Origin of the sequence: Paenibacillus sp. MBLB1832, from assembly GCF_032271945.1 — a bacterium.
Taxonomy (GTDB): Bacteria; Bacillota; Bacilli; order Paenibacillales; family NBRC-103111; genus Paenibacillus_E; species Paenibacillus_E roseopurpureus.
In genome coordinates this window covers 4,426,952-4,441,299 of sequence record NZ_CP130319.1, presented here as the reverse complement: position 1 = coordinate 4,441,299, position 14,348 = coordinate 4,426,952, and the positions used below count along the sequence as shown (strand labels likewise).

Sequence of the window (14,348 nt, the reverse complement as noted above, 5' to 3'; positions counted from 1 at the left end):
CTCTATGGGACTGCCTGGCCTCAATATGATAAAATAGAAGGAATATTTCACTCGAGAAAGGGGGAACCCGCGGATGAGTTCGTTTGTCCATCTGCATGTGCATAGTGAATACAGCTTATTAGACGGTGCGGCACGGATGGAGGAGCTTGTGTCACAAGCGGCTCAGCTCGGCATGACCTCTTTGGCTTTGACCGATCATGGCGTTATGTATGGCGCAATCGCTTTCTACAAAGCTTGCAAACAACGTGGCATCAAGCCGATTATCGGCTGTGAGGTCTATTTCACCGCAGGTTCGATTCGGGAAAAAGGAACACGGCAAGAGCAGCCGATTTATCATCTAATTTTGCTGGCTAAGAATGAACAAGGCTATCAGAATCTCATGAAGCTCACATCTATCGCCCATTTGGAGGGCTTTCACTATAAACCGCGTATCGACCTTGAACATTTGGCGAAGTATGCCGAAGGACTCATTTGCTTGAGTTCTTGTTTGGGCAGCGAAGTGTCACAGCATTTGCTTCATAATCGGTACGATGAGGCCCGCCAAGCAGCGGAGCGGTATCACGCTATTTTCGGAGACGATTATTTCCTGGAAATTCAAGATCATGGCATGATCGAACAGAAGAAAGTTATGGCATCCATGATCGAGCTCAGTAAGGAAACGGGCATCCCGTTGATAGCGACGAACGATGTTCACTATGTAACGGAACCTGACCATGTCATGCAAGATATCCTGATTTGTATTGGCACAGGCAAAACCGTCGAAGATACGGATCGACTCAAAATGGGCACAAGTCAGATGTATTTGAAAAGCGAGGAGGAGATGAGACGATTATTTGTCCATGTTCCTGAGGCGCTTACGAACACAGCTGTGGTTGCTTCTCGGTGCAATCTCGAACTGACGTTCGGGAAGTCAATTTTGCCAAGCTTCCGTCCTATCCCTGAGGGGATGACGGCGGGTGACTATTTGCAGGAGCTTTGTCGGCAAGGCCTTGAACAGCGTTACAGCTCCAAGCCGGAATGGAGCGAACCAGGGAGCAGTTCTCTGAAACAACAAGCGGAAGAGCGACTTGCTTATGAGCTTGGTGTGATCGCGAAAATGGGCTTCTCTGATTACTTTCTCATTGTGTGGGATTTCATCCGATTCGCTCATGAAAAAGGAATCATGACGGGCCCTGGACGGGGCTCATCGGCAGGAAGCTTAGTCGCATATGTACTTCGTATTACGAACGTAGATCCGTTGCAATATAAGCTGCTGTTTGAACGGTTTTTGAACCCAGAACGGATCACGATGCCCGATATCGATATCGATTTCAGCGATGAACGCCGGGATGAAGTCATTGACTATGTCGTGGCCAAATACGGTCATGAGCATGTCGCGCAAATTATTACTTTCGGTACGATGGCGGCGAAAGCCGCTGTACGCGATGTCGGGCGCGTGCTGAATGTTCCGTATGGCGACGTTGATCGAGCAGCGAAGGCAATTCCGAATCAACTTGGCATGACACTGAAGGAAGCGCTGGAAGTAAGCGCCGATTTGAAAGGCATGGTAGCCAGACAACCTAAAACCGCAGAACTATTAGATATGGCGATGCGCGTTGAAGGCATGCCGCGCCATGCGTCCACGCATGCTGCAGGTGTCGTCATTTCACGTGAACCATTGACCCAATATGTGCCGCTTCAAGAAGGCACAACGCAGACCGCGCTCACACAGTATACAATGGAGCATCTGGAGGCGATCGGTCTTCTTAAAATGGACTTCCTCGGCTTGCGGACGCTTTCGATTATTGAACGTACCGTGGACTGGCTGGAGCAAATGGAAGGCGTGCACATTGTCTTCGACGAGCTTGAAATGGACACGGACCCTTTGACCTACGAGATGCTCAGCCGAGGTGAAACAACGGGTGTTTTTCAGTTGGAGTCAACAGGCGTTCGTAAAGTGCTGAAGGAGCTGAAACCCTCCGAATTCGAGGATATTATCTCGGTCCTTGCTTTGTACCGTCCAGGTCCGATGGAGTTTATTCCCAAGTACATTGCAGGCAAGCATGGGCTTGTGGAGGTTGCTTATCCGCATGCGACTTTAGAACCGATTCTTCGGGATACGTATGGGATTATCGTGTATCAGGAGCAAATTATGCAAATTGCTTCCTCCATGGCGGGATTTTCACTAGGAGAAGCGGATTTATTGCGTAGAGCCGTATCAAAGAAGAAGCGGGAAGTACTGGATGAGGAACGAACTCACTTCGTCTCAGGCAGCTTGCGCCAAGGCTTCACGGCGCAGGAAGCGAACCTGGTTTATGATATGATTGTCCGCTTTGCGGACTATGGTTTCCCGCGTGCGCACGCAACGGCCTACGGGGTGCTTGCGTTCCAAACTGCTTATCTCAAAGCTCATTATCCGATTTATTTTATGGCTTCAATGTTAACGGCGGTGATGGGCAACCACCGTAAGGTAGCCGAGTATGTCGACGAATGCCGACGCGTGAAGCTCGCGGTTTTACCGCCAGATGTGAACGGAAGCAGAACCGTGTTTACACCTGATCCTAGCGCGGGAGCGATTCGTTTCGGACTTGCTGCGATTAAGAATGTGGGAACGCAAGCGATTGATGCTATTTTGAGCGAGAGAAAGAAAGGACCTTTCGAAAGCCTGCTGGATTTCTGTCGCCGTGTTGATCTGCGTGTGTGTAATAAAAGAGTCGTAGAATCCCTGATTCAAGGAGGGGCTTTCGATTCGCTTGGCGGCCACCGGGCTCAGCTTCTAGCCATTCTGGATGAAACGATTGCGTCTGCGACGAAATGGCGCAAAGAACGGGACGATTTACAGCTTCATCTCTTCGGGTTTGTCGAGGAACCGAACTGGGAAGTTGAAGTGCCGAATATCCCGCCTATGCCGCAAAGCAAGCAGCTTGAGCTTGAGAAGGAACTGCTCGGGATGTATATCTCAGGTCATCCACTCGACACCTATGTCGAAGCATTAGCTGAGATCGATGCCGTGCAGATCCATCAATTAACCGAGCTGCCGGATCACAGCGATGTTCTGGTTGCGGGCATGATCCTCTCGAATAAGACGATCGTGACCAAAAAAGGCGACCCCATGGCCTTCATGGAGCTGGAGGATCGCATTGACAAAGTCGAGGTGGTCTTGTTCCCCGAGACCTGGAAGAAGTCGGCTCCGCTTGTGGGGAAGGGCAGGCTCGTTCTCGTCCGCGGGAAGCTGCAGCTTCAGGACGAGGACCCGCCCAAGCTGCTCGCGGAGCAGCTTGCCGCGCTGGACGACCCAGAGGCCGTCCAGCGGCTTCGCCGGCAGCCTGCGGCTAGACGATCCCCTGACGAGGTCAGGGGTCGTCCGCAGCGCCAGGCTGCCCCAGCGAGCGGCGCGCGCAGCGCCGCTCCAACGCAGGCGGCCCCTGCGGGTGGCCGCCCTGACACAACGGCGAAGCCGCAGCGCGTCTTCGTCAAGATCACGGCTGACTGCGAGCAGCCGGATAAGCTCTTGCAGCTGAAGGCGCTGCTGAAGCTGCATAAGGGACAACTTGCCGTTGCACTTTTCTATGAAAGAGGCAACAAGCTGTTAGCACTGAGCGACCAGTACCGCGTCGATCCGAATAAAGACCTCATCCGCATGATTGAAACGATCATGGGCAAAGATTCGGTCCGGGTGAAGTGACAAAATTGTGGTAAATCTATCTTTCTCCGCATATGAATAGGAACCCGGCTTTTCATGTGCACATCCCATTCTTGGATAGGAGGAAGAGGTATGACGGAACAACATATGATTCAACTTCTCCAGAAGCGCGGCGTGTCTGTTGATCAAGTATCAGCAATTGTTTACAAACTGCAGAAGCCGTATAATGATCAGCTTACGATAGAGGAATGTGCGGACAGTGTCATGGCTGTGCTAGCCAAGCGGGAAGTGCAATTTACCTTGTACACCGGCATTGCGCTGGATGAATTAGCAGAGAAGAAGCTGCTGCCAGAGCCTTTGCAATCGATCCTTGAAGTGGATGAACCGCTATACGGCGTAGACGAGACGCTGGCGTTGGGGATTGTTCACGTCTACGGGATGATTGGATTAACAAGTTTTGGATATTTGGATAAAGAAAAAATTGGCATTATTCGTGCTCTGAACGATGATCGAAATTCGGTTCATGTCTTTCTAGATGATTTGGTCTGCGGTTTAGCCGCCGCGGCTTCAGCTAGAATCGCTCATCAGAACGAGCGTGCGCCTGATTATAGCTCTAAACAACGTCTGGACTAAGCGATTTAGTTCAGGCTTTACTTTGTTTCCTCGATGTGCGCTGTTGCGGGCAAAAGTGGAATTATGCTATCATTATTGCATTGTGTGTACCTATGCGTATAAAGGATGTCATGATCGTCTTTACTTCATTGCCCTATTGGTTGTAGTTGCACGTCATAGGAGGTTTATTCATGTGGACGGTGATCTATATTGCTCCTACTGCGAAAATTGCAGAGCGGATTAAACAAAGACTCACAGAAGAAGGATTTCTAGTCCAAGTCAGGAGCATCTCCTTATCCAAGAATCAATTTGAAATTGTCGTTCCCGAAGGCGAAGTCGAAGAAGTACAAGAAGTGCTCAATTCTATTTTACATAGATAGTGGAAGTAGAACTAAACCGTGGCTTGTCGTGGAAGTTAGATCATAGCCAATTAGGGGTGGAAATGTGTCAGTGTTAAAGGAGTTATTTCAAAAGCGAAAATATGCAACGATTCCTTCCGAGAGAACGAAACGGGAAATACCTGAGGGTTTAATGAATAAATGCCCCAAGTGCGGCACGATTCAGACAAGCAAAGAGCTTGAGAAGAATCTGAAAGTGTGTACGGCTTGCGGGTATCATTATCGATTAAGCGCATCGGAGCGAATCCAACTGACGGTGGATGAAGGTCAATTCGTTGAATTTGATGCCGATATGATTTCTGAGGATCCTTTGCAGTTTCCTGATTATATCCAGAAATTGGACAAAGCCAAATCGTCAACCAATCTGCAAGATGCCATTCTTACAGGTCAAGGAACCATTGGCGGATTTCCGGTTATTATTGCTGCGATGAGTTTTGATTTCATGGGAGGCTCACTAGGCTCCGTTGTCGGCGAGCGTATTACGCGAGCTGTTGAAGTTGCGATTGAGAAGAAGCTTCCTGTTCTCATTTACTCCACGTCTGGTGGAGCGCGTATGCAAGAGAGTATTCTTAGTCTCATGCAAATGGCCAAAACAAGTGCTGCATTATCCAAGCATAGCGAGGAAGGCGGCTTATTCATTTCGATTATTACGGATCCGACTTTTGGCGGTGTTTCAGCAAGCTTCGCGATGCTCGGCGATATTATCATCGCAGAACCGTCCGCTTCATTCGGTTTCACAGGGCGCCGTGTTATCGAACAAACGATTAAACAGAAGCTTCCTGATAATTTTCAAACCTCAGAATTCAATCTCGAGCATGGTCAGCTCGACAAAGTCGTCAATCGTAAAGATATGAGACCGACGTTAATTAAGCTGCTCGACATGCATGGAACGAAGGGGGACGCAGTTAATGGCGGGTGAAATGCCGTTTGAACAACCGCTAGCGGAGTTGAAGAGTAAGATTGCGGAGCTGCGCAAATTTGGGGCAGAGAAGCAGATCGATTTTTCAGAAGAAATTCGTCGTTTGGAAGAAAGATATGTGCAGTTGGAAGACGAGCTCTATGCGGGTATGACTTCCGCAGAGAAAATGCAGCTTGCACGTCATCCGCAACGACCAACGACGATCGATTATATTAGTTCGATTTTCACAGATTTCATTGAGTTTCATGGGGACCGCCTATATGGCGATGACCTTGCTATTGTCGGAGGAGTCGCCAAGCTTAACGGTGTTCCTGTGACTGTAGTCGGTCATCAAAAAGGGAAAGATACGAAGGACAACATCGCCCGCAACTTCGGATGTCCGCATCCGGAAGGGTTTCGCAAGGCTTTGCGTTTAATGCGTCAAGCGAACAAGTTCAAGCGTCCTATCGTCACATTCATTGATACGAAGGGAGCATTCCCTGGGAATGCTGCTGAAGAGCGCGGTCAAGGAGAAGCGATTGCCAGAAACTTGCTGGAAATGGCCTCTTTTCGTGTGCCGATCATCTGTATTGTCATTGGTGAAGGCGGAAGCGGCGGTGCGTTGGCACTTGGTTTAGGAAATAAGGTCTTAATGTTGGAGAACGCGATTTACTCAGTTATTAGTCCTGAAGGCGCGGCTTCGATTCTATATAAAGATGCTTCTAAAGCTTTGCACGCCGCAGAAGCGATGAAAATCACGGCGGATCACATTCTAGATCTGGGCGTTATCGATGGAATAATTCCAGAGCCGAAAGGCGGCGCGCATCGTGATGTGGCGACACAAGCCGAACACATTAAAACAGCGATCTGGGAACAGCTTCAGCATTTGCTTACGTTGAACGAACAAGAGCTGCTCGAGGACCGTTACCGTAAATTTAGAGAGATCGGTCGTTTCTCATTCATTCAGGAGGGTATTCCAAGCCATGCGTAAAACGAAAATTGTCTGTACGATTGGACCAGCAAGTGAATCACAAGAAAATCTTAAGAAGCTATTATTAGCGGGCATGAACGTTGCCAGACTGAACTTCTCCCATGGTGATTTTGAGGAGCATGGCGCACGTATTCGTAATCTTCGTGCGGCATCGGCGGAAACGGGTAAAGTAGCCGCTATTTTGCTGGATACCAAAGGTCCTGAAATTCGTACAGGTAAGCTGAAAGAAGAGCCGATTGAGCTTCTTCAGGACAAGCATATTATTTTGACTACGGAAGAAATTCTCGGGGATGCAGAGCGTATCTCGGTAACGTATTCGAACTTGCCGCGTGACGTTGAAGTAGGATCCACGATTTTGATCGATGACGGTTTGATCGGTCTTACCGTTGTTGATATTCGCGGAACGGAAATCGAGTGCCGTATCGTCAATGGCGGAACGATTAAAAGCAAAAAAGGCGTTAACGTACCAGGCGTGAAAATCAGCCTTCCAGGTATTACTGAAAAAGATGCGAATGATATCGTGTTCGGTATTGAACAAGGTGTAGACTTCATCGCAGCTTCTTTCGTGCGTAAAGCAAGTGATGTCATGGAGATTCGTGAGTTGCTGGAGCGCCACAATGCGACGCATATCCAAATCATTTCTAAAATTGAAAACCAAGAAGGCGTAGATAACCTAGATGAAATTCTAGAAGTATCTGATGGTTTAATGGTTGCTCGTGGAGATCTTGGTGTTGAGATTCCGGCTGAAGATGTGCCAGTTGTACAAAAACAAATGATTAAGAAATGTAACATCGTAGGTAAACCGGTAATCACGGCTACGATGATGCTGGATTCCATGCAACGCAACCCGCGCCCTACACGTGCGGAAGCAAGTGACGTAGCGAATGCGGTATTCGACGGAACGGATGCTGTTATGTTGTCTGGTGAAACAGCAGCAGGGAAATACCCGGTTGAATCCGTTGAGACGATGGCTCGTATTGCTGAGCGTGCAGAAGCTGCTTTGGAATATAAAGAAATTTTCCTTCGTCAAGCGCAAGCACAGCAAGTGACTGTCACAGAAGCGATTTCGCAAGCTGTTGCCAACTCCGCATTGGAATTGGGTGCGAAAGCAATCCTGACGGCTACAGAAAGTGGATACACTGCGCGTATGGTATCCAAATACCGTCCGAAGTCCCCGATCATTGCTGTTACGCCAAGTGAGCAAGTGATTCGCCGTTTATCCCTCGTTTGGGGTGTTATTCCGGTTTTGGGAACACAAGCGAAAACAACAGATGAGCTATTCAACCTAGCGGTAGACAGCTCCATCAAAACAGGCATCGTTTCCCTGGGAGATATCGTTGTTATCACAGCAGGCGTGCCAGTTGGCCGCTCTGGAACAACGAACCTGATCAAGGTTCATCACGTTGGTGAAATGATTGCCAAAGGAACAGGGATCGGGATGCAGACAGCAACTGGAACAGTAGTAACGGCTCGTACACCAGAAGAAGCGAATGCGAAAATGGTAGACGGTGCTGTACTAGTAACGATATCGACGGATCGAGAGTACATGCCGGCTATTCAAAGAGCATCTGCCTTGATTACCGAAGTTGGCGGTATTACGTCACACGCGGCTGTCGTTGCACTTAGCCTTGGTATTCCAGTTATTGTAGGTGTTGAGAACGCTGTTGAGTTAATCAAAGACGGTACAGAAGTTTCGATCTACCCAGAGGTAGGCGTAATCTACTCGGGTCAAGCGAGCGTACTGTAAGTCATAGGAAAGAGTGAAGCGAGGGGAATCTTGCTTCACTCTTTTTTGCAACGATCAAGGAGGGGGAACCAGGAGCATGAGTCAGGAACGTTGGCACCAATCACAATTGCGCGTTCGTTATGAGGAAACGGATCAAATGGGCGTTGTGTATCACGCTAATTATTTAACGTGGTTTGAAATTGGACGTACCGAGTTGATTCGCGATTTGGGCTATCCGTATCGTAAAATTGAGGAGAAAGGACTCCTGCTTCCCGTAACTGAAGCGGAGCTCAAGTTCAAGAGGCCAGCGCGTTACGATGATCTCATCGGGATTTATACGCGCGTATCGCAAACGGGTTCAGTTCGACTGCAATTTTCCTATGAAATCCGGAGAATCCTTGAGGGGGAACCTGAGGAATTACTTGTGACAGGCACATCCCATCATGTTTGGGTGAATCCTTCTTGGAAGCCTGTACGTATAGAAAAGGAAGCGCCTGATTTATGGCAGGTGATTACGAACTATACGGATGAAGGAGGCTAAGTGATGTTTCGATGGATGCTAGCTATTTTTATTCTCGTTCCCGCGATTGAAATTACGGTGTTAATCATGTTGGGGCATTTGGTCGGAGGCTGGTTGACCTTCTTGTTCATCATCGCAAGCGGTGTGCTTGGTGCGTATTTTGCCAAGCGTGAAGGCCAGAAGGTGCTGGCTTATGCGAAATTCGAGTTGTCACAAGGTCAACTGCCTGCGGGGCAGCTTCTGGATGGTATCTGTATTTTCCTAGGCGGGCTATTGCTCATCACACCAGGATTTGTCACAGATATTTTCGGATTCATGCTCGTCTTTCCATATACGCGGCCGATATTTAAAATGCTGCTGCTCGCCCTGATCCGTAAGCAAATCGGCAAAGGCAATATGCATATCATTCACCGTCGATGAAATAAGGCTCGGTTTTCACCTATTTAGGTGAAGCCGAGCCTTTTTGTATGTATGCCGCGATATCATGGAATAATCGGGCTCGATAGAAAGCGGAGAGCAAGATAAGCGACACAGGGCCGATGATGAGCCCGAGCAGTCCAAACAATTTGAGCCCAACGAACATGGCAACAAGTGTGGCGAGCGGATCCAAGCCAACGGATGAGGCGAGCACTTTAGGCTCCATTATTTGACGTGCAATGACAATGACCCCATACAATACACTAAGACCGATGCCAAGCACGATATTGCCTTGCGCGAAGAACACGTAGAGAATCCATGGAACCATAACGGCACCCGTGCCTAGATATGGCATTAAATCAGCTAATCCAGTTAACAATCCAATCGTGATGGCGTAATCCACGCGAAGGACGAGAAGTCCGATGATGACAACCAAGGCAGTCAATGAAACGAGGATCAATTGAGCTCGGATGTAACCGAATAAGGCTTTCTGCAAGTCCGTTCGAATCAGCTTCGTCGTTTTGACAATAACGTCGGAGAAGATGATTTTATAGCGCTTATTGAGCCCATACCAATCCTTGCTGATGAAGAAGGTGGCTAGCATTACGATGATTGTGATCGTAGCTATTTTCGGCAGCGATGTTAGAAAGGCTTTAAGCGCCGAGAACACATAGGTAATTACTAGCTTTGAGATGTCGGCAATCGAGCCAGCGGAAGAGGACAGATTCGTGTTGACCGTTTCTTGGTATTTGGGATTATTTTCGAAAAATTCATTGACCCGCTCTATCCACTGTTGGAATGTAATCGAGTTTATGAAAACATTAAATTGCTCCAGCCAGCGATTAATTTGAGCTTGAATATTGTCTGCCAGTGAACCTAACTCAACGACGATATTCGCAACCAATAGAGTAATGGCGGTCGCCATCGCGCCTAGGAATAGGAACATGGATATGGTTACGGAGAGCCATCGCGGCAGTTTTAATTTGAATTGAAAGAAATTAACGATTGGATTCATCATAAGAGCAAGGATCCAGCCGAAAATAAAAGGGTAAATGAGTGGGATGATATAGAAGAAGGCCAGAGACAGTAAACCGACAATGATAGCCACCCATATGCCTCTAAAAATTTGGTGAACGAGTCTCGGGTTCAGGATACCCATCGCAGCAATCACTCCTTGTATCAAGTCCTTTTCATTGTAGCATGAACATGGATAAATACGGAAATAACATGAGATTTACAAAATCTTAATATAATGAATTACGTGGATGTGGATTGTCGCTCTATGTTACGCATAGTACAATGAAGATAAGATGATGACTAAAAATGGAAAAGTAATGGAGGCTTTATGAGTATTGCGCGCGAACCAGAGCTGAAGGATCTGAAAGAACTCAAGGAAATTAAAGAAATTTCAACCAAGTACATTAACCGTGATTTGAGCTGGATCGAGTTCAATTGGCGTGTGCTTGAGGAAGCGCAGGATGCGAGTACACCGCTGCTGGAGCGTGTGAAGTTTCTGTCTATCGTATCGAGTAACCTCGATGAATTCATGAGTGTTCGTGTCGCAGGTCTCAAGGATCAGATTAAAGCGGGTTATACGAAAAAAGATTTCACGGGCTATACGCCGGCAGGTCTTATTAAACGGATTATGAAGCGTACCGCGAAAATGGTAACTGAACAGTACAAATCGTATCGCGAAGTGACGCGGCTCCTGATGAAGGAAGGCATCGTTTTCACCGAATACGAAGATTTAAATACGTCCCAGAAGAAAGCCATGGACGCTTATTACCATGATATTGTTTTTCCCGTTCTGACCCCCATGGCGGTGGATCAGAGCCGTCCGTTTCCGCTTGTACATAATCAGTCGTTATATTTGGCTGTGTTGCTAGTGCGTGAAGGTGAAGATCTGGATGAAGAGCCGTATTTCGCAATTGTCCAAATTCCGAGTAACTTGTCGCGTTGCATTCATGTGCCAACCAGATCGAACAGCAAGAAAACGGAGTTCATTCTGCTGGAGGAATTAATTGAGCACCACATTCAATCGTTGTTCAGCGGGTATATTCCGATTTCTGTACATGGTTTCCGAGTAACCCGTAATGCGGATCTTACGCTCAACGAAGAGGGCGCAGAAGATCTCTTGGAAGAGATCGAGAAAGAGCTTCGCCGCAGACGCTGGGGCGCCCCTGTTCGTCTAGAGGTGCAAGAAGGGATTCATCCGTATGCACTTGCTCAGTTACAGGATGAGTTTGAGATTGAGGATCAAATTTTTGAAATTGACGGTCCACTCGACATTACTTATTTCATGAAGTTGGCCAATTCGTTGAACGGCTTTGATAATTTACGCTATCCGCGCGTTGAGCCCAAATATCCAATTGAATTCGAGGATACTACTGACTTCTTCAGCATTCTCAAGTCGAGAGATGTGTTAGTTCATCATCCTTATGAAAAGTTTGATGCGGTAACGGATTTCATCGTTCACGCGGCCTATGATCCGCATGTGTTAGCGATCAAGATGACACTGTATCGTGCCAGCGGCCAGTCGCCAATCATCCAAGCGTTGGCAAGAGCAGCGGAGTCAGGTAAGCAGGTCACGGTGGTCGTTGAGCTGAAAGCTCGATTTGATGAGGAACGGAATATCGCTTGGGCGAGAATGCTGGAGAAATCGGGCTGTCACGTCGTGTACGGTCTTGTTGGACTCAAAACACATGCGAAAATTACCCTCGTGGTCCGCCAAGAGGAGAATACGCTCCGACGCTATGTCCATGTAGGCACAGGAAATTACAATGACAGCACAGCACGACTGTATACGGATGTCGGTTTGTTTACGAGCAATAGTGTCATCGGTGAGGATGCTTCCGCGCTATTCAACGAAATCACGGGCTATTCCGCACCGCATGACTGGCAGTCGTTTGCCGTGGCACCGACCGATTTGAAAGATAAGCTGTTTGAGCTGATCGCTCGTGAATCCAAGCATGCGAGGGCTGGTCGTCCCGCTCGAATTATCGCGAAAATGAACTCGATCTCGAATCAGGAAATGGTGGATGCGCTATACGCAGCATCTCAAGCAGGTGTGAAAATTGAGTTGATCATTCGGGGTGTCTGCTGCCTGCGCCCAGGCGTGCCAGGTCTCAGTGAAAATATTACCGTACGAAGCATTGTAGACCGCTTTCTGGAGCATTCACGCATTTATTATTTTGAAAATGGCGGTCATGTCGATGTCTACTTGTCTTCGGCTGACTGGATGACACGTAACTTGACGCGTCGGATCGAGCTGATGTGCCCCGTACTGGATCATGAAATGAAGAAAATGATGATTCAAATTCTGAATGTTTCCCTTCATGATAATGTAAAAGCAAGGGAGCTCATGTCCAATGGCATGTATACGCGCATAAAAAATGAACTGACCCCGTATCGGAGCCAGTTCGAAGCAATGCGAATTACATCATGGAAAAAACGTTGGATGGAGTAGTCAGTTTCAAATCCCACGTTTTCTCGAAATCTTTGGTTACCGTAGAAAGCTCTCTCAGCTCTAGCTGCGGGTCATACTCACAAATCATGTGCAGCATCAATGTGGATTCCTTGAAATGAAGTCGAATCTCCTTCACAGGCTGCGTTTCGCTAATGTCTAGGGCGCGCGCGACGCTAAGGAGAGTCCCTAATTTTACGATTAAAGCCGTGTCGGATTCGAGTAACAGGTCCTTGTAAGGGATAACCTGCTGCGCGGTCCGGCTTTTTGTTTTGTACGTAGCAATGAGGGATGCAATGACGATTTCACGGTGACTAAGGCCGTCTATATGCGTTTCTTGCATCATATACTGCGTATGTTTAAGGTATTGGTAGTAATGCACACTAACGCCAATACGGTGCAGGAGGGCCGCTGTGTGCAAATAGGTTCGGCAGCGTGTATCAAGCTCCTTCGAAACGGCAATGGTGTCAAATAGCTGCAAAGCAAATGCATCGACATGCTGAACGTGCATGCGCGCAGCATTCGGATGGAGAGCTAATATATTCTGTAGGCTGGCCTCCAGCACATCTGACTTAATGGGTTGCTTTGGGTTGATCGTTTCGAAGAAGAGGCCATCACGTAAACCTGACCCGCTAATGATACAGGAAGAAGCTTTCGCAGCGGTAAAGATCGTCTCCAAAATAAGCAAGCCAGGGACGATAATGTCCGCGCGCTCCTTGGCGAGCCCATCGATTTTCTTGCGTTTTTCTAAAGGCATGCTAGATAAAAGAGTAAGGAAATGGCGAAGCTCACTGGGCTTCATCACATAATTATGAGCAAGCTGGATCGGATATTTATTGCCCTTACGGCTCATTTTGCCAAGAGTCCGAATGGTGCCTCCGAGCCCAATCATGGGAAGACCTGACGAGTCCGCGATCCACGGATGAGCGGATAGGGCATCTTGTACCATTGCTCGAATGGTGGACATTTGCTGATCTGTTAAATTCGCACCTTGCATGTACTGGCGAGTGGTATTGACGGCTCCAAACGGGAACGAGTGGCTGTGGAGCAATTGCCGATCTTTCACCAACGAGACCTCGGTGCTGCCGCCGCCAATATCGATAATCATCGCGTCCTGTATATCGATGGCGTTCATAACGCCGAGATACCCGTATCGCGCTTCCTCATAACCGCTTAGTACTTCAATGCGAAGCCCGGTTTGCTCTTCAAGAACACGGACGATGTCCGCTGTATTGGCGGCATTGCGAACTGCAGCAGTCGCAACCGTTCGAATCGTTGTAACCTCATGTACTTTGCACAGCCTTGTATAGTGGTTCAGGATCGGGAGGATGGAAAGAATGTCTTTGCTATGTAAAATGAGATCGGGACCCATACGCTCGCTAAGCCGCGCTGAATCTTTGTGCTCGCACACGACACGATAGGCTCCTTGAGAATTGGTTTCATAAATAACCAGTCGGATGGAGTTGGATCCGATATCTATGATGCCGAGCTTTGTTGTCAGAGGACTCATCTAAATTCTCCTTTCCAGCCAAGTACAGGAATTCATTGGTTCCATTGTATCAATCTCGATGGAGGTCTACAAATTTTTCCTCAGCTTCTGCATAATTCGGTGGATTTAACAAAAACTTGTATCGTGTGTTGGGATGACTGCAATCGGTGACGACCAGTACCCATGGTGCGAAAATTCCGCCAAAAAGAAAA

11 protein-coding genes are annotated in these 14,348 nt (G+C 47.9%); 9 read left to right on the top strand and 2 right to left on the bottom strand.

The window, feature by feature from the left end; genetic code table 11:
* The first annotated feature begins 73 nt into the window (after positions 1–73).
* The 8 genes from MJB10_RS19895 (at position 74) to MJB10_RS19860 (ending at position 9,187) form a co-directional block, all read left to right on the top strand.
* Positions 74–3,664 carry a DNA polymerase III subunit alpha gene (locus MJB10_RS19895; RefSeq protein ID WP_314797537.1) on the top strand — a complete coding sequence of 1,197 codons (3,591 nt, stop codon included), beginning with the start codon at positions 74–76 and terminating at the stop codon, positions 3,662–3,664.
* A 90-nt stretch (positions 3,665–3,754) separates the two neighbouring features.
* Positions 3,755–4,255 (top strand): phosphatidylglycerophosphatase A family protein, encoded by a 501-nt coding sequence (locus MJB10_RS19890; RefSeq protein ID WP_314797535.1) that lies wholly within the window; start codon positions 3,755–3,757, stop codon positions 4,253–4,255.
* Positions 4,256–4,425: 170 nt separating this feature from the next.
* Positions 4,426–4,614, top strand: coding sequence for a glutamate decarboxylase (locus MJB10_RS19885; RefSeq protein ID WP_314797533.1), 189 nt, complete (start codon positions 4,426–4,428; stop codon positions 4,612–4,614).
* Between the two features lie 70 nt (positions 4,615–4,684).
* A complete protein-coding gene (accD, locus tag MJB10_RS19880) occupies positions 4,685–5,551 on the top strand; it encodes an acetyl-CoA carboxylase, carboxyltransferase subunit beta (protein WP_314805759.1) in 867 nt (288 codons plus the stop codon).
* The gene (locus tag MJB10_RS19875) at positions 5,541–6,521 is read left to right on the top strand and encodes an acetyl-CoA carboxylase carboxyltransferase subunit alpha (protein WP_314797532.1); all 981 of its coding nucleotides are present in this window, start codon (positions 5,541–5,543) and stop codon (positions 6,519–6,521) included. Before accD ends, MJB10_RS19875 begins: the two co-directional genes overlap by 11 nt.
* A complete protein-coding gene (pyk, locus tag MJB10_RS19870; RefSeq protein WP_314797530.1) occupies positions 6,514–8,268 on the top strand; it encodes a pyruvate kinase in 1,755 nt (584 codons plus the stop codon). The genes MJB10_RS19875 and pyk overlap by 8 nt, the downstream gene beginning before the upstream one ends.
* 76 nt (positions 8,269–8,344) lie before the next feature.
* Positions 8,345–8,788: an acyl-CoA thioesterase gene (locus tag MJB10_RS19865; protein WP_314797529.1), complete on the top strand. Its 444-nt coding sequence runs from the start codon at positions 8,345–8,347 to the stop codon at positions 8,786–8,788.
* Between the two features lie 3 nt (positions 8,789–8,791).
* Entirely contained in the window at positions 8,792–9,187 is a 396-nt protein-coding gene (locus tag MJB10_RS19860) for an FxsA family protein (RefSeq protein WP_314797527.1), read from the top strand.
* A 19-nt stretch (positions 9,188–9,206) separates the two neighbouring features.
* Here the strand turns inward: MJB10_RS19860 and ytvI are convergent, their stop codons facing one another.
* The gene (ytvI, locus tag MJB10_RS19855; protein ID WP_314797525.1) at positions 9,207–10,343 is read right to left on the bottom strand and encodes a sporulation integral membrane protein YtvI; all 1,137 of its coding nucleotides are present in this window, start codon (positions 10,341–10,343) and stop codon (positions 9,207–9,209) included.
* 186 nt (positions 10,344–10,529) lie between these two features.
* Here ytvI and MJB10_RS19850 point away from each other — a divergent pair, with 186 nt between their 5' ends.
* Positions 10,530–12,650 carry an RNA degradosome polyphosphate kinase gene (locus MJB10_RS19850; protein WP_314797523.1) on the top strand — a complete coding sequence of 707 codons (2,121 nt, stop codon included), beginning with the start codon at positions 10,530–10,532 and terminating at the stop codon, positions 12,648–12,650.
* Here MJB10_RS19850 and MJB10_RS19845 read toward each other — a convergent pair.
* A complete protein-coding gene (locus MJB10_RS19845) occupies positions 12,619–14,157 on the bottom strand; it encodes a Ppx/GppA family phosphatase (protein ID WP_314797522.1) in 1,539 nt (512 codons plus the stop codon). The two genes, MJB10_RS19850 and MJB10_RS19845, sit on opposite strands and share 32 nt — an antisense overlap.
* Positions 14,158–14,348 lie beyond the last annotated feature (191 nt).

Excerpts from the sequence above, each read along its gene's own strand:
- MJB10_RS19895 (WP_314797537.1), top strand. The coding sequence starts at position 74 with ATGAGTTCGTTTGTCCATCTGCATGTGCATAGTGAATACAGCTTATTA.
- MJB10_RS19890 (WP_314797535.1), top strand. The coding sequence starts at position 3,755 with ATGACGGAACAACATATGATTCAACTTCTCCAGAAGCGCGGCGTGTCT.
- MJB10_RS19885 (WP_314797533.1), top strand. The coding sequence starts at position 4,426 with ATGTGGACGGTGATCTATATTGCTCCTACTGCGAAAATTGCAGAGCGG.
- MJB10_RS19875 (WP_314797532.1), top strand. The coding sequence starts at position 5,541 with ATGGCGGGTGAAATGCCGTTTGAACAACCGCTAGCGGAGTTGAAGAGT.
- pyk (WP_314797530.1), top strand. The coding sequence starts at position 6,514 with ATGCGTAAAACGAAAATTGTCTGTACGATTGGACCAGCAAGTGAATCA.
- MJB10_RS19865 (WP_314797529.1), top strand. The coding sequence starts at position 8,345 with ATGAGTCAGGAACGTTGGCACCAATCACAATTGCGCGTTCGTTATGAG.
- MJB10_RS19860 (WP_314797527.1), top strand. The coding sequence starts at position 8,792 with ATGTTTCGATGGATGCTAGCTATTTTTATTCTCGTTCCCGCGATTGAA.
- ytvI (WP_314797525.1), bottom strand. The coding sequence starts at position 10,343 with ATGGGTATCCTGAACCCGAGACTCGTTCACCAAATTTTTAGAGGCATA.
- MJB10_RS19850 (WP_314797523.1), top strand. The coding sequence starts at position 10,530 with ATGAGTATTGCGCGCGAACCAGAGCTGAAGGATCTGAAAGAACTCAAG.
- MJB10_RS19845 (WP_314797522.1), bottom strand. The coding sequence starts at position 14,157 with ATGAGTCCTCTGACAACAAAGCTCGGCATCATAGATATCGGATCCAAC.